The sequence below is a fragment of the Ruegeria sp. AI2 genome (assembly GCF_056541275.1).
Genome location: NZ_JBQFYB010000010.1, coordinates 24825 through 44271 on the forward strand (window position 1 = coordinate 24825; position 19447 = coordinate 44271).

Annotated in this window: 22 protein-coding genes; 8 read left to right on the forward strand and 14 right to left on the reverse strand. The window is 55.2% G+C overall.

Features of this window, described 5'->3' with window-relative positions; genetic code table 11:
* Nucleotides 1-2: 2 nt before the first annotated feature.
* From ACR0LL_RS15785 to ACR0LL_RS15830, 10 genes are all read right to left on the reverse strand, one after another.
* Nucleotides 3-1067: a TrbL/VirB6 family protein gene (locus tag ACR0LL_RS15785; protein ID WP_480588224.1), complete on the reverse strand. Its 1065-nt coding sequence runs from the start codon at nucleotides 1065-1067 to the stop codon at nucleotides 3-5.
* Nucleotides 1064-1564: a hypothetical protein gene (locus tag ACR0LL_RS15790; protein WP_480588225.1), complete on the reverse strand. Its 501-nt coding sequence runs from the start codon at nucleotides 1562-1564 to the stop codon at nucleotides 1064-1066. The genes ACR0LL_RS15785 and ACR0LL_RS15790 overlap by 4 nt, the downstream gene beginning before the upstream one ends.
* Nucleotides 1561-2307, reverse strand: a complete 747-nt coding sequence (locus tag ACR0LL_RS15795; protein WP_480588227.1) for a type IV secretion system protein — start codon at nucleotides 2305-2307, stop codon at nucleotides 1561-1563. The genes ACR0LL_RS15790 and ACR0LL_RS15795 overlap by 4 nt, the downstream gene beginning before the upstream one ends.
* Nucleotides 2307-2441 carry a hypothetical protein gene (locus tag ACR0LL_RS15800; protein ID WP_480588229.1) on the reverse strand — a complete coding sequence of 45 codons (135 nt, stop codon included), beginning with the start codon at nucleotides 2439-2441 and terminating at the stop codon, nucleotides 2307-2309. The genes ACR0LL_RS15795 and ACR0LL_RS15800 overlap by 1 nt, the downstream gene beginning before the upstream one ends.
* Entirely contained in the window at nucleotides 2438-4804 is a 2367-nt protein-coding gene (locus ACR0LL_RS15805; protein WP_480588231.1) for a VirB4 family type IV secretion/conjugal transfer ATPase, read from the reverse strand. The genes ACR0LL_RS15800 and ACR0LL_RS15805 overlap by 4 nt, the downstream gene beginning before the upstream one ends.
* Nucleotides 4797-5075 (reverse strand): VirB3 family type IV secretion system protein, encoded by a 279-nt coding sequence (locus tag ACR0LL_RS15810; protein ID WP_480588233.1) that lies wholly within the window; start codon nucleotides 5073-5075, stop codon nucleotides 4797-4799. The genes ACR0LL_RS15805 and ACR0LL_RS15810 overlap by 8 nt, the downstream gene beginning before the upstream one ends.
* Nucleotides 5076-5078: 3 nt before the next feature.
* Nucleotides 5079-5360 carry a hypothetical protein gene (locus ACR0LL_RS15815; RefSeq protein ID WP_170753535.1) on the reverse strand — a complete coding sequence of 94 codons (282 nt, stop codon included), beginning with the start codon at nucleotides 5358-5360 and terminating at the stop codon, nucleotides 5079-5081.
* 11 nt (nucleotides 5361-5371) lie between these two features.
* Nucleotides 5372-6043 (reverse strand): lytic transglycosylase domain-containing protein, encoded by a 672-nt coding sequence (locus tag ACR0LL_RS15820; RefSeq protein ID WP_480588235.1) that lies wholly within the window; start codon nucleotides 6041-6043, stop codon nucleotides 5372-5374.
* 466 nt (nucleotides 6044-6509) lie between these two features.
* Nucleotides 6510-6923 (reverse strand): thermonuclease family protein, encoded by a 414-nt coding sequence (locus ACR0LL_RS15825; protein WP_170634636.1) that lies wholly within the window; start codon nucleotides 6921-6923, stop codon nucleotides 6510-6512.
* A 48-nt stretch (nucleotides 6924-6971) separates the two neighbouring features.
* On the reverse strand, nucleotides 6972-7328 hold the full coding sequence (locus tag ACR0LL_RS15830; protein WP_142638830.1) for a hypothetical protein: 357 nt from the start codon (nucleotides 7326-7328) through the stop codon (nucleotides 6972-6974).
* Between the two features lie 383 nt (nucleotides 7329-7711).
* Between ACR0LL_RS15830 and ACR0LL_RS15835 the strand changes: the two genes are divergently transcribed.
* The 3 genes from ACR0LL_RS15835 (at nucleotide 7712) to ACR0LL_RS15845 (ending at nucleotide 11004) form a co-directional block, all read left to right on the forward strand.
* Nucleotides 7712-8206 carry a hypothetical protein gene (locus ACR0LL_RS15835; protein WP_209251506.1) on the forward strand — a complete coding sequence of 165 codons (495 nt, stop codon included), beginning with the start codon at nucleotides 7712-7714 and terminating at the stop codon, nucleotides 8204-8206.
* Between the two features lie 368 nt (nucleotides 8207-8574).
* A complete protein-coding gene (locus ACR0LL_RS15840) occupies nucleotides 8575-9852 on the forward strand; it encodes a helix-turn-helix domain-containing protein (RefSeq protein ID WP_170634640.1) in 1278 nt (425 codons plus the stop codon).
* A gap of 198 nt (nucleotides 9853-10050) precedes the next feature.
* Nucleotides 10051-11004 (forward strand): helix-turn-helix transcriptional regulator, encoded by a 954-nt coding sequence (locus ACR0LL_RS15845; protein ID WP_170634642.1) that lies wholly within the window; start codon nucleotides 10051-10053, stop codon nucleotides 11002-11004.
* Between the two features lie 416 nt (nucleotides 11005-11420).
* Here ACR0LL_RS15845 and ACR0LL_RS15850 read toward each other — a convergent pair whose 3' ends face one another.
* Together ACR0LL_RS15850 and mntR are read right to left on the reverse strand one after the other, a co-directional pair.
* Nucleotides 11421-11918 carry a L,D-transpeptidase family protein gene (locus tag ACR0LL_RS15850; RefSeq protein ID WP_170634645.1) on the reverse strand — a complete coding sequence of 166 codons (498 nt, stop codon included), beginning with the start codon at nucleotides 11916-11918 and terminating at the stop codon, nucleotides 11421-11423.
* A 470-nt stretch (nucleotides 11919-12388) separates the two neighbouring features.
* The gene (gene mntR / locus ACR0LL_RS15855) at nucleotides 12389-12841 is read right to left on the reverse strand and encodes a manganese-binding transcriptional regulator MntR (protein ID WP_170634647.1); all 453 of its coding nucleotides are present in this window, start codon (nucleotides 12839-12841) and stop codon (nucleotides 12389-12391) included.
* A gap of 116 nt (nucleotides 12842-12957) precedes the next feature.
* On the opposite strand from mntR, the gene ACR0LL_RS15860 reads away from it, so the two are divergent.
* Genes ACR0LL_RS15860 through phnE form a run of 4 tightly spaced genes read left to right on the forward strand, consistent with a single transcriptional unit; the run spans nucleotide 12958 to nucleotide 17181 of the window.
* Nucleotides 12958-14811: a cytochrome c peroxidase gene (locus ACR0LL_RS15860; RefSeq protein WP_170634649.1), complete on the forward strand. Its 1854-nt coding sequence runs from the start codon at nucleotides 12958-12960 to the stop codon at nucleotides 14809-14811.
* Entirely contained in the window at nucleotides 14811-15671 is an 861-nt protein-coding gene (locus ACR0LL_RS15865) for a phosphate/phosphite/phosphonate ABC transporter substrate-binding protein (protein ID WP_170634651.1), read from the forward strand. The genes ACR0LL_RS15860 and ACR0LL_RS15865 overlap by 1 nt, the downstream gene beginning before the upstream one ends.
* The gene (locus tag ACR0LL_RS15870) at nucleotides 15668-16438 is read left to right on the forward strand and encodes a phosphonate ABC transporter ATP-binding protein (RefSeq protein WP_209251504.1); all 771 of its coding nucleotides are present in this window, start codon (nucleotides 15668-15670) and stop codon (nucleotides 16436-16438) included. The genes ACR0LL_RS15865 and ACR0LL_RS15870 overlap by 4 nt, the downstream gene beginning before the upstream one ends.
* The gene (gene phnE / locus ACR0LL_RS15875) at nucleotides 16438-17181 is read left to right on the forward strand and encodes a phosphonate ABC transporter, permease protein PhnE (protein WP_209251502.1); all 744 of its coding nucleotides are present in this window, start codon (nucleotides 16438-16440) and stop codon (nucleotides 17179-17181) included. The genes ACR0LL_RS15870 and phnE overlap by 1 nt, the downstream gene beginning before the upstream one ends.
* 197 nt (nucleotides 17182-17378) lie before the next feature.
* Here phnE and ACR0LL_RS15880 read toward each other — a convergent pair whose 3' ends face one another.
* Complete coding sequence (locus ACR0LL_RS15880) at nucleotides 17379-18140, reverse strand: transglutaminase-like domain-containing protein (protein ID WP_170634657.1); 762 nt, start codon at nucleotides 18138-18140, stop codon at nucleotides 17379-17381.
* Between the two features lie 97 nt (nucleotides 18141-18237).
* Nucleotides 18238-18666: a MerR family transcriptional regulator gene (locus ACR0LL_RS15885; RefSeq protein WP_170634659.1), complete on the reverse strand. Its 429-nt coding sequence runs from the start codon at nucleotides 18664-18666 to the stop codon at nucleotides 18238-18240.
* A gap of 213 nt (nucleotides 18667-18879) precedes the next feature.
* Here ACR0LL_RS15885 and ACR0LL_RS15890 point away from each other — a divergent pair, with 213 nt between their 5' ends.
* Nucleotides 18880-19443 carry an SCO family protein gene (locus ACR0LL_RS15890; RefSeq protein ID WP_209251500.1) on the forward strand — a complete coding sequence of 188 codons (564 nt, stop codon included), beginning with the start codon at nucleotides 18880-18882 and terminating at the stop codon, nucleotides 19441-19443.
* Nucleotides 19444-19447 lie beyond the last annotated feature (4 nt).

Sequence of the window (19447 nt, forward strand, 5' to 3'; positions counted from 1 at the left end):
GATTACGACGATTTTTGTTGTGGTTTTTCGCGAGCAGCTCGAATGCTCTGCCGATAGCGGTCAGCGGCGTAGCTCTGACGAGCCGCCCCATCCTGATTGCGGGCTCTGTGCGCTATGTCCCGACGCGCTTGCATTGCGCGAGACGCGCTGTCACGAATGCCGGTCCCGTCGCGGGCTGCAGAAGCCATCGCAGCGGCGGTTTTGCCACCGGCCACCGCGCCACGCCCGCCATCAACTGCTGTTCCCAGCGCGCCTCTGGCGGCTGCTGCAGCACCGGTTGCAACGGCAAGGCCCGATGACGCTGACACAATAGCTCCTGACATTCCCCCAGCGAGGGATGGGATCTGTGTAAGCATGACGATAGCGACGATACAGATTGCAAGAAAACGCCCGCTGGCTTCCATATCATTGACATCAGACAAGGAACCAAGCTCCGAGGCGAAAAGCGCTTGGATCAGCGAGACAATCCCTGTCAGCACAACTATGACCATGACGAGGCCCACGGTCGTTTTCGCCCATGCGGCAAAGATGTTTGCAGTTGCCGAGCTTAAAAGCGTTGCAATGAACACGGGTGCCAAACCGAGAAGGACTGCCATGCCGCCCTTGGCAATAAGTGCCATGCCAGTGCCAAAGGCGACGATAACCGCCCCGACAACCCACAAGATTGCGCCTGTAATGCTCAAGCCCCACGTGGCGTTCTCGATAGCTGTTTGACCCATGATAAAGCATTGAAGCGCAATCTCATCGAGCGCCTGCCATACATTTGTGGTGCCAGTGAGCGCCCCGGCAATGCTGTCCGGCAAGGTTTGAACGCCTTGATAGATTGGCTGAAAAAAGGACCAGCTTGAGGCCATTCCGATGATTATCGTCGCCCGAATGAGCCAGCCGATATAACCACCCAACCCTATTTCTCTGATCTGAAGTACGCCGTTGATCAGCATCGCCACGAAGATCAGTGCAGCAATAGCCCAGAGGGCGGATGCGAGATCCGCCGCAAGGCTGGTGTATGCTTGCTGAGAAAAGTTGCTGATTGCTGTTTCAATCGAGCTGACGAAATCCTGAATCACGGCCCACAAGCCTCCTCAATTACAGGGCGCAGCGCTTCCAAGCGTGCTTGCTGCGCTTCTTTGAGCGATTTGAGTTCGCTGGATGGTTTCGACCAGAAATCGTTCTGGTCCGCGCCTGCCAACTCGATTGCAGCTTCGCGGCTAAGGTTGCCGAGCGGGCATTCTGTGCTGAATGCCTCATCGGCTTTGCGCAGGCGGCATTGCTCAATGGCAAATTCATGAGCAGCTATGACTTGCTCATTCAGGATGGCATCGGTCCAGTTGCCAACGACATACTGTTGATCCGCGCCCTGACCGGCGTTAGCGAGCTGTTCAACCCCGTATTCTTTCAGGGGCTTCTTGAACGCTCGGACGCCCGAGTAGCCAAGACAGGTCCGATATTCGCCAAATGTCCAATCAACATTCGGGGGAAACGGCAGTCTGGCCTCAGCACTGGCCGACGACGCAAAAAGCGCCGCCGTGAGTGTGGTCAGGGCGAAAGTGGTGCGGCTTTTCATTGGGTTTCTCCTCTTGCGTAATTGCTAAGCGTCTTTAGGTCCGCTGCGTTGGCAGCCAGATCCGTGCCCGACGCCAGAGCATTAGCTGAGGTTGCGCGCAAGATTTCAATTTCAACTTGAAGGAGTTTCAGGAGAACCGCCGTGTTGTAGTCGATTGCATCCTTCAGATCTTCTTGCTGGCCGATTTCACCGCGCAGCTTTTCAGCATCCTCGGAGAGCTGACCGGCCATGTCGTAGCCCTGTTCGCCGAGGGCCGATGCCATCAGGCCCGCGCCACCGCGCTCTGAGAGAATGCGCCGGGCCGGAACGTCTGATGTGCTGAACTCTTTCAGAATACCGTTGTTCAGCCCCAGACTGATTGACATGCGTTCCATCGCCAGCCCGGCCACGCCGGGAAGATCGCCAATCGTGTCTTCGGTTGCATCCAGCGCATAGCCGAGCGTGTCGGCGGCAGTCGCCAGCTTCAAAAAACTGCGGCTATTGAACTCGTCCAAGTCCGTCAGGCCGGAAATGGCCTTGAAGGAGTTTTCCAGCATGGCGCGCTGTTGTTCGAGCTTTTCGTATTGCTGCAACAGCTGTTCATACTGGCGGACCATTTCGGCAATTTCTTTGGCCGAGTTGGCGGCGTCCTGTGTAATGGCCGTGGCGTCGATGGTCGGAACACCCTGGGCTGACGCCATGATGGGCAGGGCAGCCAGAACTGAGACAGCGACGCTTATGCGAAAATTCTTCAGGACATTCATCAGACAAGCTCCAGATCTGCGGGGTTCATGCGCTCAAAGTCGCAGGCGCATTTGCTGCGATAGCCCGAATAGGTGCTCGTGCAGGCCGAGACGGCGGCCAGAACTACAAGGGCGATGACAAAGCGGGATTTCATGTGGTTTCCTTCCAGAAGTTGGGGTTTTGTCGCCAGTCAGGATCAGGGAACGATTTTCCGTCTGATCCGCTCAGAACACGAAGCAGCGGGCCGAGCGCGCCGACATCGACATCGAGCCAAACACTCTCATCACCCTTTTTCATGAGCATCACACGGTCGCCAAAATGCGCCCGCAATGTACCAAGCTCTGCATCGTTCAAACCGATTGCCCGGTAATCCGCTTCATTGCCGGATCGGGACGGGAACAAGAGCTGCGTGCTGGTGTTTTCCAAGATTGATTTGCTGGCTGCTGACGACAGGATGTGATCGGGGATCTGCGTCATCATCATCATCATGACGTTCAGCTTCCGATACGTGGTGTAGGCGTTCTTGAGGATTTCGGCGCCGTAAGCGTTGCCAGCGATCACCCAGGCTTCATCAATGACAAAGACGGTCGGCACCTTAGAGGCACACCGACGCTCGATCTGGCGCATGACGTAGCTGATCCACGCCAACCGGACCAACTCGTCATCCAAAACCTCGGAAATATCGAACACAAGATGCCGATCGCCAGAGGCAAACGGATCTGTGCCACCCTCGCCAAACATCCAGGACAACCGCCCATCGCTCGCCCATTCACTCGCGCGCTTGAAGAGGTCTTTGCCATCATCAAAGGCTCTGAACCGCTCCACCAGTGAATCGAAATTCTGGAGCTGTGGGGGCAACGTCGCGTTGGCTTGGCAGGCTTGAGTTATCTCGTCTTTCTGCTCGGCGGTCAGCTTTTCGTCATAGCTCATCAAAGCTGTGACCCAATTTGCCAGCCAGCTTTGCCCAGCCTCATCCCTTTCCGTTTGGAAAGGGTTCATGCCGGTGGGTTCGCCAACCCGAACGCGGGTGTACTGAGCACCGAGTGCCCGCATGGGGGCTTCCATCGCCCGGTCTTTGTCAAACGCGATGATGCGCGCGCCCTGCGCAACCGCCATCGTCGCCAGCAGCATTGCAATCACGGTCTTACCTGAGCCGTTTGGACCGAGAACGATGGTATGGCCGGATGGCAGGTTTTCCGCATCCGAGCTTGTCTTGGGCAAGTGCAGCGAAACATCGTAGCTGTCGCCATGCGTTGTTGGGAACGTCGCCAGAGGTCCAGGCCAAGGCAGCTTGTTCTCAGGCAGGCCCTTTGGCCGCATGTGGAACGCAACCATGTCTGCAAAGTTCTGATCTGTGATCAGTTCTTCACGCGCACGGAACGCGAAATTACCGGGATGCTGCGCGAAATACACCGCCCGCGCGGACATCGCTTCGCGTTTGACCGTGCCGCCCGAAATCTGAATTTCACCGATGATGTGTTTTTCGGCGGTTTTCAGATCTTCTTCAGTCCCGAACACGCAGATCGAAAGGTGGTGCTTGCCGAGAGACATCGTGCCTGACGCAATCCCGTCGGCCAGGATGGACAAGTCCTCTTCCAGCGACTTCGCTTTGTCACCAGCCGAGCGCATCTGACCCGATTTGCGGCGTTCCATTTCTTGCGCCTGTGAACGGCTGATCGGCAGGAACGATTGTGAAATCACAACATCAACCGGCAGGTCCAGCCCATCGAAGATGCCGGGGAACGACGCCATCGGGTAGTTCTTCAGGGAATACACACGGATGGAGCGTTCCTGATCGTCGCTCGTGACCAGTTTGCCGGTCTTGCCCTGAAACAGCACGTCCTCTTGCGGCATGTTGAAGGCAATTGGTTCTGCAATGTTCGTGTGAATGATCGGCTGATAGCGACCGTTCAACAGCATTCCATAATAGCCAAGCCATCGACCGTCGCTGAGCTTCAGCCGGCTAACACGGCTTTCGCCCAGCGTGCCCGCCAGTGTGGTGAACACACCGTCGAGCTGTTCCATCATTTCACGGCGTTCCTCGTCGATCGTTCCAGACGACATGCCGAATATTTGCTTGGCGCGTTCATCCTGACGCTTCTGCAGAATGGCGCTGATGATGATTTTGCGCTCTTTCAACTCTGCATCGAGAGAGGCTGACCGCATGGCTTCTGCCACAGCACCAGCAAAGCCCGTTGTGTCCGTGATGACATGCCCTGTCTCAGCCGGGACGGTCACGCGATGAACGTAGAATGCGACCTCATTGGGTGTTGTGCGCAACACACGCTCAAACCGTTCGGCCAGGAACTCGAACTCGATTTCGTCCAGCGTGTTTGCGTTGATTCCGGTAATTTCGGCAGCGGCGATCAGTCCGCCGTTGCGTGTGGAAATGACCTCATCGTCCACGACATAGCCATAAGGCAACATCTGAAACAGGTGCATCTCATCCTTACGCCAGCTCGGCTCAAGCAACGAGCGAGCGAGGGTAAACAGATCCTTTGAAGCAGGCTTAGGCACTATAGAAGTCTCCCCCGTGGTGCTGACGGTTTTTGGTGCGTGGTGTCTTGGAGAGCGTCACGGACAGGATGCGGAAGAATGCCGGTTCCCATTCGTAAAAGAGGCGCAGCCCGGTATAGAAAACAAAGCCCGCAATGATTGCTGGCGCTATCCCGAACATGAAGAACGAAAGCATGGTCAACCCGAGGATCACCAGCAGGTAGATCACGGGTAGACCGCCCCATTCTGCGGGGCGGCTCAGGCCGAGAAAGACCGTATTGCGGCGAGCCATCAATCAGGCTCCGATGAAGGTGTCTGCGAGGCCGATAACCGCACCGACGACGATTGCGATCACCGGCCCTTTCAGCGAACCCCAGCCGAACACGTAGGCCAGACAGCCCCAGATGAAGCCAACTGCTGCAAGGCTCACGCCTACGACCTTCGAGTCGGCCAATGTCTCGTTGATGAAATCGCCAATGGCATCCTGCAGCCAGCCAGCGGAGGCCGGTGCTGCGCTGACGATGGTCATTGTCAGCGCAAAGAATGCCACTTGTTGGATGAAGTGGTGCCGTTTCATGGGGGGTCTTTTCATAGTTCTGTACTCACTTTGCTTAGGATGATCCGCACGTAGTTGCGGGTTTCGGTGAAGGGGGGGATGCCGCCATACTGGACGACGCGATGCGGACCGGCGTTGTAGGCGGCAAGCGCCAGTTTCCATGTTCCGAACTCACGGTACTGCGCCGCCAAATAACGAGCGCCACCGTCGAGGTTTTCAGCTGGGTTCCTTGGGTTCACGCCCAGGTCTTTCGCCGTTCCGGGCATGAGCTGCGCGAAACCATAGGCACCCTTGGGCGACAGAGCATCAGCCCGATACCGGCTTTCCTGCCAGACCAGTGCCATGAACAACTCGGCCGGAATGTCATGGCGATCCGCCGCCGCGTGAATTTCTTTGACGATCCGTTCCTGCGACCAGCCGCCGGAGGCTTTGCGAGGCCGCGGTGCTTTTCCCGCAATCTCGATCTTTGCGGTGCGCTTCGCTTTGGGCGGTTGCGGCTGTTCGTCTAGCTCGTATTCCCGCATCTGGATTGGTTTCACCACGCCATCAACGATTTCTGCCCGCGCACCGTTCAAGAACACGCTGCCATCGGGTTCGTACTCGATGACCTGGGCACTGACATCAGTTCCCAGGAGCGCCAACAAAGACCAAATGACGTTGGACCTGCGTCTGTTTTCGTTGAAGCTTGTGGTGGAGCTGGTCACTAATTCGCCCTCCAAATTAGGTCAGTAGGTTTTACATAATTACTATTATGAGGTTGAGGTTCCGATCATCTGAGCAGCAGGAAATTGGATGCCGGGACACAGCACTGAGCCCTTCGCGGGCTTCGTAGAAAGCCAGCATTCAGCTTGGATCAATCAGCCGGAAGGTCTGACCAAAGTGTCGGGGATGTCCTGTTCGGCGCTGTCGCTGGTCAGTGCTGCGCCGTCGCAAGCGCAGACACGTTGTTCAGGGTCGCACCCATTGACTCTGGCGCGGTGCTGTCCGATCTAAGATCGGCATCTAGGGTTACTGTTTTTACCATAGTACAGTTCTCTCTTGATGTTTGAGGAATGCCCGGATGGATTTGGGGCGTTTCTTGTCCTGTCGGTTGTTGGCGCAATCGACAGGACCGCTCACTGCTCGGTGGTTTTGTTCTGTTGTCACTAAATCGTTGTTTGATCCTTTCCTTCAGCCGCACCAGGACCGGCGTTTGCCGCCATAGTATGGGCGCGCGAGACCCTCGGAAATCAGAATGGCCCCGACCTCCTGCCCAGCGACACGCCCAACCGCTAGGAAGCGGTCATGCACGTCCAGATCTGGTTGGATGACCAGCTCTATCTGGTCCGCCGACTGGATGAGCTCTGTCAGCCTTGCTTTCGCTTTCAATCCCAGAGTTTTTTCCGCACGGCATTGCGGCCGATAGGTCTCCGGCGCATCAAACCCAACAAGCCGATATCGGTGTTCGCCATGATCGAGCGTATCGCCGTCAACGGCAGTCACTTCGGACGCGCTAAGGGTCTTTGTTTGTTTTGATGGTTCAATCCAGACCGCAACAAAGAACAAAGACGCGAGTGTAGCGCTGAGAAACAAGAGCCGTTTCATGTGCCCTGCCCCAGTAATTTGATGAGCCAGGTTCTCGAACGTGCCAGATCAGGTTTTGGATTTCGCGTCCAGAGCCTGCGCCGCTTCCAGACCCTCTGGAGTGATCGACTCGATTGTGTAGTCCGATTTGACGCAAAGAATGCGCCCGTCGCCAAATTCCTGGTGATGCTTAAAAAGCCCCGGCCAAAGATCGAACTCTCTGGGCTCAGCGCCCGCGCGAGAGATCTTCGACTTGCACAAGGCCCCGACATAGTTCGGAGAGCTATAAATGCAGTGGTACTTTGGTCGTCCAAGGGAAGCGAGTCCGATAAATTCGTAGCGGCATGTAAAGGGAACCTGATCTTCTTTCAGGCCCCGGACCATCTCGATGGTTACCACAGTGTATTGTCTCTTGTTGTCCGCCATGACGACCCCCTATGGGCCGTCTTCTACATCCAAAAGTTGTGGACTAAAACACAATCTACGTCAATATAAGAAAGTCAGCCGATTTACGATATTGGATTGTCAGAAATATATTGGCCGGATATTGCTTAAGCGATTCGCAAGCAGGAGAGACCATCTTGAAACACTCAAAATCCAGGAATAGAACTCGCGCGAAGGTCCTTGCAGTTGCACTCGCTGCACTGCCGGCCACGCAGGCCAGTGCCTATCCAATTGACTGTGCCATATTCCTTTGCCTCGCCGGAGGTTGGCCAAGTTCGGCTGATTGCGTCGCAGCCAAGGCGGAGTTCATTCGGCGCATCACGCCCTACCCGGTCGAACCTCCGCTTCAACTCTGGCGCTGTCCGATGAATACGTCACACAGCCCCTCGGACTTGGGTCCTATGGAACGGTTGGAAGCCATCAAGCGCACCAGTGCTAGCCCAGTTCCAGAACTTCCATCGGATGACACCGCTAAGCCATTACTGGTAGACGCATCGATCTCGATAGAAGAGATCCAGTCACATCACGGCCAATACGGTGACGGTTTCCAAGCCACCCCGATCAGCGTCGATCTTTCCTCTTCCGATTTCGACGTTGTGAGGTCCATCAGGGTTTGGGATGTGCGCCACTACAGCTATCGCCGTCGGTCGCGAGAGGACGACTGCGAGCGTTCGCTTGATCTGGTCGTTGGCAGCTATGACGACAACGTAAGCTTTCAATGGTCCGATCACGCCCCCGCGCCAATCCCAGCCTGGCTGCCCCTTGGCAATCGTTGTGAACCTCCCAGCTTCTTCCGCGGCGTTGGTGTTGAGTGGACCGACATTTTCGGGTTCAGCGATTACGAGCTCATCCGATACTGACATTGTTTGTCTAGTGGGTGAATGCGTTGCCCCTGCTGATGCCAATAAGCTTGCCAGCCGGATTGGCACCGAGGTCGTCTGGGCCAGAGGAACACCCTAGTCCCAAAAACAAAAAACCCCCGCAAGGCGGGGCCTCAGCGGGGATCTTCCTAAGTCACGTTTGATCACCTGATTTATAGGAAACTCCCAATTTACTGACAAGGATAAACGCATCTGTGCGAACGGTTTTTCTGTGTCTTTTCGCTGAGGTTCAACCCGCTTTGCTTCCCCGATGAGAAGTAGAACATGAGACCGTTGAACCATTCCGAATTCCATGCCCCGCAAAGACGCGATGCCAATACTGACCTTTTCCAAGGGAAGCCAAAACAATGAGCTTTCGGCAGATCGCATCCACACATCACCACGAAAACATACCTTTTCACAACGGCCTTCCCGAGGGTTGGAACCGAGACAGGTTTCGACAGCTCTGTGTGTGCTATGCGCAAATCAGGGGCGCTTCGGCCCAGTGTATTCGCACCTTTGAGATCATCATCGACATGATCTCGCCATGCGTGTTTCGAGACCCGTCTCAGGAACCCTTTTGCTACGCGCGCCAGGAAACACTGATTGCCGGGCGTGGCGTGACAGATCGGACAATCCACAATCACGAACGAGAACTGGAATTGATTGGCCTGCTCCAACGCAGGCTTGGTGCAAATGGGGCGCGCTGTAAGCGCAAGGGGCTCGGCCTCTTTCTGACCCCTGCTCTGAACCTCATTTCAGAGATGCGCGACGCAGACGAGCAAAGCAAAGCCGAGAAGAAAGAACATGACGAGCTGCGCGGGGATCGATCACGGCTGTATCGATATGTGAAACACAGCCTGGCCGTGCTTGCCTCACTCCCCTGCCCTCCTGAAGGTTTCGACGCGAAGATGGACGCGTTTCGGTCCTGGCCGCGCGCAGACAAGCTGAAATACATGTCGCTGGAGGCGCTCAAGCTACACGTTCAAGCGGCTCATGACCTTTGGAAATGGATCGAAGATCATGTCGCAAAACCCGGTGAAATTTCGGGTGAACCCGAAGCCCGTTTCGGGTCCCATATACAAGACCAAATTGAAGAAACAATTCTGTCCTGTAACGCCGATGGCGAGAGTTCAATGTCCTCGGCAAAAGCCTCGGAACCAGATTGTTCCGGCTTCGGGCCTGACGGCCCTCCGAATTGCTTAGAAAGCAATCATCCGACAGATACGGCATCACGCAAGGCCCAAAAACTACCGCGGGTGAACAATCGCATCCTTTATGAACTGGCCTCACCCGAGTTGCGCATGCATATCGATATCGCCGGTGGTGGAGATCAGAATTCCAAGCCAAGCCTCTTTGCGATTGAGACCGGTGTTTGGTCCCGACTTTCGGAGATTGGCACCAATGTCTCCGCCTGGCACGCGGCGATTGATCGGTTGACCATCATGGGAGCGATCCTGGCTGGAGTAATCACGGATGCGAGGCTGAGTGATCCGCGGTTGCCGCCCGTGGTTAATTCGGGTGGATACCTTCGCGGCATGGTGCAAGCTGAAGAACGGGGTAAATTGAACCTGATTTCCAGTTTCATGGGGCTTTTGGCGCGTAGAGCCCGAGAGGAGGAAGACGGGCTTCCGCAAGACCACTAGAGCGGGTTTTAGCTGTGTCGGATTATGCCCGCCAGCTGCTCAAATTGACGTGTCTCATCGGCAGGATATCGCTCTGTTTCCGCCTCCAGAACAGAACCGTATTCAAATCTGTGATTGGCTACGGGAATTCCCGAGTAGTTTGTTCAGCTTTAGGTTGCTAATCGGCCCCAACGGCAACGCGGAACAGAAAGACAGCTTATGAAAATCGCGGATATTGGCAATTCTGAACTGGATTTCAGGCAAACAGGCGAAGCGCGCCTCCAGGAGATTTGCTCCAGGTTTGGACTGGAAAATGCGTCCTACGCCCATATCGACAAGTATCACAACGTTGTCCACGGCTGCACCACGTTCCCGGCCGAATGGGTCAGGCATTACGTCGACAACGATCTGGTTCTGGCCGATCCCCTCATTCGCTTTGGCGCTGCAATGATTGCACCAATTGATTGGGCTGTGTTTGATGACCAGCGTGAACATGCACCGCTATTCGAGGCTGCAAGGGAATTTGGTGTGGGTCAGAACGGCCTTTCCATTCCGGCTATCAATCCGTTTGGTGAGCGTGGTGTTTTTACGGTTACGTCCAATCTGCCGCGGTCTGAGTGGGACGCCTTGGTCGCTACAATGCTCCCTGCCCTTCGCCATGAGGCACAGGTCCTGCATCTGCTTGCGCTAGATGTCATTGAAACCGTATTCAACTTTCCCTCGGATTCCCTGTCTGGCGATGAACTGGATGTGTTGAAGATGCTCGCGTCGGGTTTGATACCGTCTGTCATTGCCAGGCAGACGGGGCATTCTTCGCGAATGGTAGAGGCACTGACTGCTTCGATCACCACCAAGCTCAAAAGCCGGACGATTGAACAGGCAGTGGCGCGGGCAGTCAGTACTGGATTTCTTAAGTGGAGCGATTTCTTTGCCGACCCTGTGGCCGAACTGGTCAATATGGAAAGTCAGCGACTATGCGGTGGGATCGTCCGTTGGGGTGGCAGGTCTCACGAGTTTATCGCTTTTGAAGACGGCAGACTGGTTCGGAACGCTGATAGCTTTCAGCCGGTCCAGATCACGGATCTCGTGAGAGAGTTTAACTTGAGTGCAAACGAGGTGGTCGAGGAACTTGCGCGTAACATTGATCAAAGATTGCGGATTAGGTATCTCTGAATTCGGCTAAAACGCACTGCTTTGTCTTTGAAAAGACCGCAGGCGCAAGTTTCACGTAATTTCGCTTACGCCGCTGTGCCACCGTAGTAGAGCCCACTCTAACTCTGGTTTCTAAATCTCCTATTCTGCTGAAAACGCGTCACGTTCAAAGCTTGGCTACAGAGCCCTTAGACGCGAGGGCAGCAGATGCTGTCACCTTCGTTCGAACAGCCAAAAATTGGAGATTGAGGCCTTATCTCTGCAATGCCCTGGTATACTGGAGGATCTTGCCCAGCGTGGTTTCACAGGAGGTGCTGACCCGTTCGCCGAAACAGCGAGTCTGGCGTTGGCCGTGAAAGCTCCAGTAATAGCTTCTGACGCCGTCAACGTAGCGCTAAGGCAAATCCGCAATCGTTGTCTATTTGGAACCTGTCCCTCTATGAATAGATTTCAATTGGCGTTCCGTCTTTGACCATAGCGTAGATCTCTTCAATCTCCTGATCTGTGACAGCGACGCACCCTGCGGTCCAGTCACGCTTGTTCGTGGGATCAATTCCAGGGCGAGGGCCGCCATGGATAAAAATATCACCGCCCGGAGAACGACCCCGAGCTCGGGCAAACGCAGAATCCGCCTCGTTCGGATAAGAGATTCCGATTGAAAGATGGAAAAGGCTTTCGGGATTGCGACGGTCAATTACATAGGAGCCTTCAGGTGTTCGCCCGTCTCCTTCGAATTGCTTGTGACCTTCGGGGGCAAATCCGAGTCCAATCGGAAAAGTCCGCAAGACACGCTCACTACCATCGAGGATAAGTAGGCGCTGCCCTTTGTATAGCCGAAGCCGAGTCACAACCGGCCCATTGTAAGTACGGAACTTGTTTGCACAGCCAGACAAAAAGGCGGCTATGAAGCCAGAGAGAAACAAACGTCTTTTCATAGGAACTGCCCGGCTCATTTTGATTTTTTCAAAAGAATATCACTAAAGGCCAGTTGAACAAAGGTGTATTGGATCTCACTAGGACAGGAACCGAAAACCAAGTGATCAGTTGTGGCCACCTCGTCAGCAGTGCAATGAGTGACACTTTGATTTCGACATTTGTTATTCTTACGCAACCTTTCAGTTTTCGCCTATTCAGTATCGAGATCGCTGCTGTAGTCAGGTTTTTTGCCGCTGGAAATCTTGACGCCGATTATTAAGCGAGCCAGATCGTCTACCGAATTGGATTCTTGTTCTAAGGGTTCGTTCACTACGCTGCACCTGTATCGATTTTCAGGTACCACGTAGTTTCGCGCCGGGCCACCCACCCTCAGATAGCGTCACTGTCTAGCTGCAACTTAGGACAATCTCTGTCTATCTGAAATTAGATCTACCAAATTTCGCAAACATATTTGAGGCTCTATTTGTTTCTACTTTGCTTCATCGGCCCGCCCAACGAACCGTTCAAACACTGCAAGAGTTTCGTCACTTACATGATGCTCAATACCTTCAGCGTCATGCTCTGCCACTTCCGGTGAAACGCCCAAGGCGATCAGGAACTCCACGACAATCCGGTGACGCCTTCTACAAGCTTCCGCCAATTGACGCCCGGCATCGGTCAACTGAAGTGAGCGGTAAGGTATTTGCTCAATGAAACCCTCTCGTTTCAAACGAGTCAAATTTTTGGAAACCGTAGGTTGGGTCACGCCCAATCGCTCGGCTATTTCGACCGGGCGCGCTGCACCATTCTGATGGATCAGCTCCGCGATAAGTTCAACGTAGTCTTCAACCATTTCGCTTTGGTGAGCCTGTCGCACAGCCTCAAACCCGCTCGCCTGGGTATCAATACTACGATCTGAATTTACCGGTTTTGTTTCGGTCATCGGCTCATGATTACGTCGCTGGTCTAGTCTCCAGTGTATGCACCTGAAAGCCGAGCTTGACAATGAGCATGCCTTCATCCTTAAATTAGACAAGGCTAACTTAAATAGACAGTGCTATGAAACATCTGATAGCGTCCACACTTCTTTGCGCACTGCCAGTGATCGCGGATGCCACGGCGATTGAAGAATCTCCTTGGGCCCCGCGCGCTGCCGCGTATCGACTGACCTTGTTCATGGGAAATCTAACCCCGGTTCCCTGGGATGAAATTGAGAGGAGTTGGACTTCGCCCGCACCTGGCAGTGACATTCAGGTCGCTCCCCTATCACGCGTCTCCGACAACGAAGCGCTTGCGATCAACCAAGCTATGCAAGCCGAAGATCGGCAGGCGCTGTTCGAAGCAAGCACAACTGCCATTGCGGAGGGAATCCTGCGCCATCTGGATGTCGCAAAGACCGCGCTGGGTCAGCCTGAGGCGGCCCGCGAGGTCGCGCAAGCGGCTGCTCTGTTCCGCGCATTCGAAGATGGTATCAAGGCTGCGGACACGTCGGCGGCTCGCGACCTGGGCCGGGCATGGCTGGTTCTGAACTCCACCCTTGGCAGCGCAGGAGTACTGGGCAACGGCGCCCAAACGGTGGATGCCGACCAATTTGCAGAAGCTCAGGCCATTGTCGCTGCCTATATTCGTGCCAACTATCTGCCATCCGAGTATGCCCAACGCGACAAGTTAACACCGCTGCCTGAAACAGTTGTGCTTTCCGGCGAACAAATCACAATGCCCGCCACGCTGCCGCCAGGGTCAAACATCGGAGATCAGGCGCAGCTGCCGCGGCTGGTTCTTCAGTTTGAGGAGGCGGGTGAGGATGAAGCTAATCTACCGCTGGTGGCCTACGGTGACATGCTGTTCGACAGCCCCGAAATCTTCGGCGGCCCGGCGCGTGAGTTGGGCATCGCCTGCTCGACCTGCCACAACCGCTCCGACGTGAACCGGGATTTCTTCATTCCGGGCCTTTCATCCCATCCGGGTGGGATGGATGTGGACGGATCGTTTTTCAATCCAATGTTCAATGACCGGACCGATGATCACTTGGACACGCCTTCTATGCGTGGCATCCGCTTTACCGCACCTTATGGCCGCGACGGGCGCGAACCCAGCCTGCGCCGGTTCATCCGAAATGTGATTGTGACCGAATTCGCGGGAAAGGAACCAACGCCGTTCCAACTGGACGCGCTGGAAGCCTATGTCAAACAGTTCGACTTTCTTCCCAACCCAAAGATCGACCGGTCCGGCAAGCTGACCGATCTGGCGTCAGATGCCGCCAAGCGCGGGGAGTTGCTGTTCAACACCAAATTTGCCGGACTTGGTGACAAATCCTGCGCTTCGTGTCACACGCCTGACCGTCAGTTCCGCGATGGTCTGACCTACGACATCGGCAGCGCTGAACCACCATTCCCCGGCGGCACGGCTTCTGCGTTCGAAACCCCGACGCTGCGCAACGTCAATTTCACTGCACCTTACATGCATGACGGATCGCTGCCGACGCTGGCCAGCGTTGTTGACTGGTTCAATGATACCAAAAATTTGGGTTTGGACGAAGCACAGCGCGCAGATCTGACGGCCTACGTCGAAGCTGTTGGAGACGGTGAAGACCCCTATCAAGTATTCGAAGGTCGCAACAGCGTATTCCGCTTGTCCTGGGAAGAGCTGACGACATTCGCCAGTACGCTCGATACCCTGCTGCCGATGCAGGATGCCGAAAACATAGCGGTTCTGATCGACACGGTAGCTCCTGATCTGGCCGCGGATGCCAGTGTCATGGTCAATCAGAACGCCAAGCCCGAAATCTACGAATTCGCCGCGATCCTGCGAGCGGTTGGCGATGCCAGCGCCGAAGGAAACTGGACCGAAGCCATCCGCCAGTGGGAACTGTTCAAGTCCATGCAGGCCGAAATTGACGAGAGGATGTTCTGATGTTGTCGCGCCGCAATTTTCTGGTCGCTGCAGCCGCATCTGCAGCCATGCCCGTAATGGCTGCAACTGACCAGGGGCTGAAGCTGGCCTTCATCCCGCAGGAGAACCCCGAAAAGCTGTTGGGTGACATCAACGTCATCACCGGCTGGCTTTCAGAGCAGATGGGCGTCCCGGTCACGGGGTTTGTCACGTTCGACCACGCTGCTGCCGTTGAGGCGCTGCGCAACGGTGATGCCGATATCTCGTTCATGGGAGCGTTGCCCTTTGTGTTGGCCGAAGACCAGATCGGCGCCGTACCGCTATTGTCCGAGGTTTATCGCGGGCAACCCAGCTATTCGGGCCGGGTCTTCGTGCGGCGTGACAGCGGAATCGAAGCGCTGGCCGATCTCCGGGGACGTGACATCGCCTTTTCCGATCCGGTCTCGGAATCCGGTTACATCTATCCGCTTGATCTGTTTGTGCGCGCCGGGCTGTTCGCGGGCACGGGCGATGCCGACAGCTTTTTCGGGCAGAAATTCTTTGCTGGCGGATATCAGCAAGCGATGCAGGCCATGGCCAACGGACTGGTCGATGCGGCAGGCGCAAGCCAGTATGCCGATCTCTATCTGACCCCGGATCAGCAGGCCGAGGTCAAGGTGCTGGCGGAATCAGAACAAATTCCCAGCCACGCAATCATTGCCCGCCCTGATCTGGACGCCGGGCTGCAGGCAAAGTTCATTGAAACCATGCTGCGCCTCAACGAGAGTGAGAACCGTCATCTGTTGGCCTACCTCTATGGCCCGGATGGCTATCTTCCTGCTGATCCATCGGTTTACGAGGGCGTGCGCGAGACTGCGCGGCGGTATGGGTTTCTGAAATGAATCCTGTAGTTTCACTCAACGCGATATCGCAACACTTTGCCAGTGCAGCGGCGCTTACAGAAGTTTCACTATCAGTGCAGCCCGGTGAAAGCGTCGCGCTACTCGGTCCTTCGGGTGCGGGCAAATCAACGATGCTGGCTTTGTTGGACGGTCGTTTGCGTGGTTGGCACGGCGAAGCCCAGGTGCTTGGCAAGCCACTTTTGGCAACTGGGGTTCCATCCCGCGAGGACCGTGCCAATACCGGCTTTATCTTTCAGGAATTCGCACTGGTTGATCGGCAGAGTGTTTATCAGAATGTAATGAACGGTCGGATGGGCCGGATGAATATCTGGTCTTCGCTTTGGGGGCGGTTCCGGGAAGAGGACCACATGTGCGTGACACGGGCGCTTCAGGATACGGGGCTGTCAGACCTGGCAAGCCGCCGTGCCGATCAGTTGTCGGGTGGGCAACGGCAGCGCGTTGCGATTGCCAGATGTCTGGCACAAGAACCCGAGTTGATCCTTGCGGATGAGCCCGTCAGCAATTTGGACCCTGCTCACGCCGAACGAATTCTGAGCCTGATCACAAGCTCTGCACGTAGCCGTGGTATCGGCGTCATTTTCAGCTCGCATCAGCCGGATCTGTCGCGCCGCTTTGCCGAGCGCATCATAGGCCTGCGAGATGGCGTGGTATTGTTCGACAAACCGTCGGCTCAATTTACCAGCGGGGACATCGACGAGCTGTATCACGGCGCCAGTGTCACATCGGGGCTGCGTGTAGTCAGTTGATGGGCCGATCTGTCATTTGGGTCATGCTGGCTCTGGCGATCCTGTGGTCGCTGACCAGCGGGGATATGGGATTGGGCAAGCTGCCAGGCGCAGGGCCCCGTCTGGCAGAGTTTATGGGGCGCATGATCCCACCTGACCTGTCCGTTTGGCGCGAGGTTCTGACAGGGCTGGCGGAGACACTGAGGATCGCCATTCTGGGAACATTGTTCGCTGTAATCCTGTCCTCGGGACTGGCCCTTCTGGCCTCTGAAACTATGGTGTCACCAACAATTTGGCGCCCCGTCCGCGCCTTGCTGGCGGTTATCCGGTCGATCCCGCTGATCCTGGTCGCCATGCTAATGGTGGGCGCTGTTGGGTTGGGACCACTTCCCGGTATTCTGGCAATCACATTTCACGCGACTGGCATGTTGGCAAAGTTCTATGCGGAAGCCATCGACAACGTTGCTACCGCTCCTGTGGCGGCGCTTGAAAGCGCGGGAGCCAACAGAATTCAACAGTTGCGTTGGGCGATCTGGCCGCAGATGGCGCCTGTGATCATGCGCGATACCGTATTTCGGTTTGAACTAAATCTGCGCGAAAGCCTGATACTGGGCATTGTCGGTGCCGGTGGCATCGGGCTGTATGTGCAAACCTATGTACGGTCGTTTCAGTATGAAAAGGCTGCGACCGTGACGTTGGCAATCATTGTTCTGGTTTTATTGTCAGAGGCGCTGAATACGGCCTTGCAAAAACGGTTCAACTAAGCCGGAATCTCCCAATTCTCCAAGGAAAAGGCTCGTGTCTTTCCTTTCTTCCATCGCGGTTGAAGGTTGGATGCTTCGCTTGAAACCGGGCCGGTGTAGTCTGCTACACACCCCCTCACGCTGGTTTGTTAAGGCCTCAAGCTTGCTAGATTGAAAGTCGCCTGCGTTGAGGAAAATTCTTGGTGCCAATCTAGCGTTCAAACGGATTCACCGCTGTTTCCATGGGAATGTGTTGCCGAAACATTTGCTACCAGCCTGCCAGTGCGTAGTGCTCTGACACGTGCGTTCATCCAATGCCTCACGACGACTCGGTACATCAGTTCACGGAAAAAGCCAAAGTTCTGCCTGTGACGGACATAGAAGGAGTCAGGGGAGTCAAAGACCCCAAAATCCTGCACGATGCCGTTTCTTTGAATGTATGTGTCACGGCCTTCCCATTCGACCTGGGGATCGCTCAGGCAATCCGTCCCCACACCATACCCACACAGGCTTTCTGTTTTGGGAAATGTCTGCTGCAACACGCGTAAGAAAAGCTCATCCAGAATAAAGCCTTCCAGCTTTAGCCACGTACCCTCTGCTTCGACTTCGACCCATGAATGCACAATCTCCATCGGCGCCATCGGATAGAAAAGCTCGGGAACCACACCCCTCTGCAATTCTTTGTGGATCGTAAAGCCATGCAAACGGCATCGGATACCGCTGCCGCGAAACAGTGCCATCAGAAGAGTGCCCTTGGTATTGCATTGCCCATAGCCATTGGCGAGTACCTCTGACGCCGGGATATCGTCTGCACGGTTGTAACCAAAGGCAATCTCGTTACGCACGAAATCATAAATAGCGCCAATTCGATCCAATACAGGCAGATCGGGCCAGCTCCGTTCCGTTATGAGCCCCAAAATTGCGGGTGTTTCAAAATCAAGCAGAGGTGTGGCGGTTAGCAACGGGTCTCGGTTCAGCATTTGGTCTCTCGTCGAATCAACTCAGAAAGACTTTTAACTGCTATAGTGACTATAGCTTCAAGAGGCTAATTCCAGTTCGCAATAACGCTGCCCGGGGTTACGCGCCGATTTCTTCGTGATCAGTAAGACATTCGGAATGATCGCGCAGAACTTCGAGAACACGACAGTCCGAGGTGTTGCCGCCACTGCATTCATGCACCATGCGCTCCAGCTCGGTCCGCAACGCTTCCAGCCGCGCCATTCTTTGCTCAATCTGTTTGAGTTGCCGGCGCGCGATACTGTCGGCTTCATGACATGGGCGATCCGGATCGTCGGACAAATCAAGCAGTTCGCGTATCGCCTCAAGCGAAAACCCCAATTGGCGGGAATGACGGATGAATGCAAGGCGATCCAGTTCGGCATGGCCGTAACGCCTCTGGCCACCTTCGGTGCGCCCCGGTTCCGGCATAAGTCCGATCTGCTCGTAGTAGCGGATCGTCTGAACCTTGGTTCCGGTCTTTTTTCCGAGCGTTCCGATCGTCAGCATCTGGGTCTCCTTGCAAAGTTACAGCTTATGTAGGTTCGCGTCGACACCGCACAATAGTACCTTCCAGCCGGTGGACCTGTGACACCCAGCCGCAGGCTCAAAAACCCCTTTGAACCTCTAGCAGGTAGAGGGTGTACATGCCGTTCTGAACCAAGAATCACAGGCGGACGGCTAACTTTGAAACTGACCGTGTTTCAGAAAATCTTATGGGTAATGGCTGGTGTCGCAACGGCGGCATTTGCCTATCTGATGCTGTGGTCAGAATATAGACCTGCGCGGATTGAGGAGGGGTCTGTCCCGTTCGAAGCCAGGTTCGAACTGACAGATCACTCTGGTGTTGTCCGTACTCAGAACGACTTTGCGGGCAAATGGATGTTGGTGTTTTTTGGGTTCACCAACTGCCCGGACGTATGCCCTACAACACTGTCTGAGGTAGCAGCAGTGCAGGAAGGGCTGGGCGACCAATCAAACCAAGTGCAACCTATCTTCATTTCAATTGACCCCGAACGCGACACTCCGGCCGTCCTGGCCGAGTATGTGCCACTTTTCGATGCGGGGATCATTGGGCTTACAGGCACGCCAGAACAGATTGCGCAAACGTCCAAGACCTTTCCGATATTCTACGAACGGATCGAACAAACCCCTGCGCCGGATGGATATACGATGGGGCATACCTCTCATCTGTTTCTGTTCAACAAGGACGCTGGATTCGTCCAGTCCTGGTCCTATGGCACGCCTGCCGAAGAAATTCTTGCGGATCTGAAACAGAGACTCTGAGCAC

Coding starts and splice junctions, on each gene's coding strand:
- ACR0LL_RS15790 (WP_480588225.1), bottom strand. CDS start 1,564: ATGAAAAGCCGCACCACTTTCGCCCTGACCACACTCACGGCGGCGCTT.
- ACR0LL_RS15795 (WP_480588227.1), bottom strand. CDS start 2,307: ATGAATGTCCTGAAGAATTTTCGCATAAGCGTCGCTGTCTCAGTTCTG.
- ACR0LL_RS15800 (WP_480588229.1), bottom strand. CDS start 2,441: ATGAAATCCCGCTTTGTCATCGCCCTTGTAGTTCTGGCCGCCGTCTCG.
- ACR0LL_RS15810 (WP_480588233.1), bottom strand. CDS start 5,075: ATGGCTCGCCGCAATACGGTCTTTCTCGGCCTGAGCCGCCCCGCAGAA.
- ACR0LL_RS15815 (WP_170753535.1), bottom strand. CDS start 5,360: ATGAAACGGCACCACTTCATCCAACAAGTGGCATTCTTTGCGCTGACA.
- ACR0LL_RS15825 (WP_170634636.1), bottom strand. CDS start 6,923: ATGAAACGGCTCTTGTTTCTCAGCGCTACACTCGCGTCTTTGTTCTTT.
- ACR0LL_RS15830 (WP_142638830.1), bottom strand. CDS start 7,328: ATGGCGGACAACAAGAGACAATACACTGTGGTAACCATCGAGATGGTC.
- ACR0LL_RS15835 (WP_209251506.1), top strand. CDS start 7,712: ATGAATACGTCACACAGCCCCTCGGACTTGGGTCCTATGGAACGGTTG.
- ACR0LL_RS15840 (WP_170634640.1), top strand. CDS start 8,575: ATGAGCTTTCGGCAGATCGCATCCACACATCACCACGAAAACATACCT.
- ACR0LL_RS15845 (WP_170634642.1), top strand. CDS start 10,051: ATGAAAATCGCGGATATTGGCAATTCTGAACTGGATTTCAGGCAAACA.
- ACR0LL_RS15850 (WP_170634645.1), bottom strand. CDS start 11,918: ATGAAAAGACGTTTGTTTCTCTCTGGCTTCATAGCCGCCTTTTTGTCT.
- mntR (WP_170634647.1), bottom strand. CDS start 12,841: ATGACCGAAACAAAACCGGTAAATTCAGATCGTAGTATTGATACCCAG.
- ACR0LL_RS15860 (WP_170634649.1), top strand. CDS start 12,958: ATGAAACATCTGATAGCGTCCACACTTCTTTGCGCACTGCCAGTGATC.
- ACR0LL_RS15865 (WP_170634651.1), top strand. CDS start 14,811: ATGTTGTCGCGCCGCAATTTTCTGGTCGCTGCAGCCGCATCTGCAGCC.
- ACR0LL_RS15870 (WP_209251504.1), top strand. CDS start 15,668: ATGAATCCTGTAGTTTCACTCAACGCGATATCGCAACACTTTGCCAGT.
- phnE (WP_209251502.1), top strand. CDS start 16,438: ATGGGCCGATCTGTCATTTGGGTCATGCTGGCTCTGGCGATCCTGTGG.
- ACR0LL_RS15880 (WP_170634657.1), bottom strand. CDS start 18,140: ATGCTGAACCGAGACCCGTTGCTAACCGCCACACCTCTGCTTGATTTT.
- ACR0LL_RS15885 (WP_170634659.1), bottom strand. CDS start 18,666: ATGCTGACGATCGGAACGCTCGGAAAAAAGACCGGAACCAAGGTTCAG.
- ACR0LL_RS15890 (WP_209251500.1), top strand. CDS start 18,880: ATGGCTGGTGTCGCAACGGCGGCATTTGCCTATCTGATGCTGTGGTCA.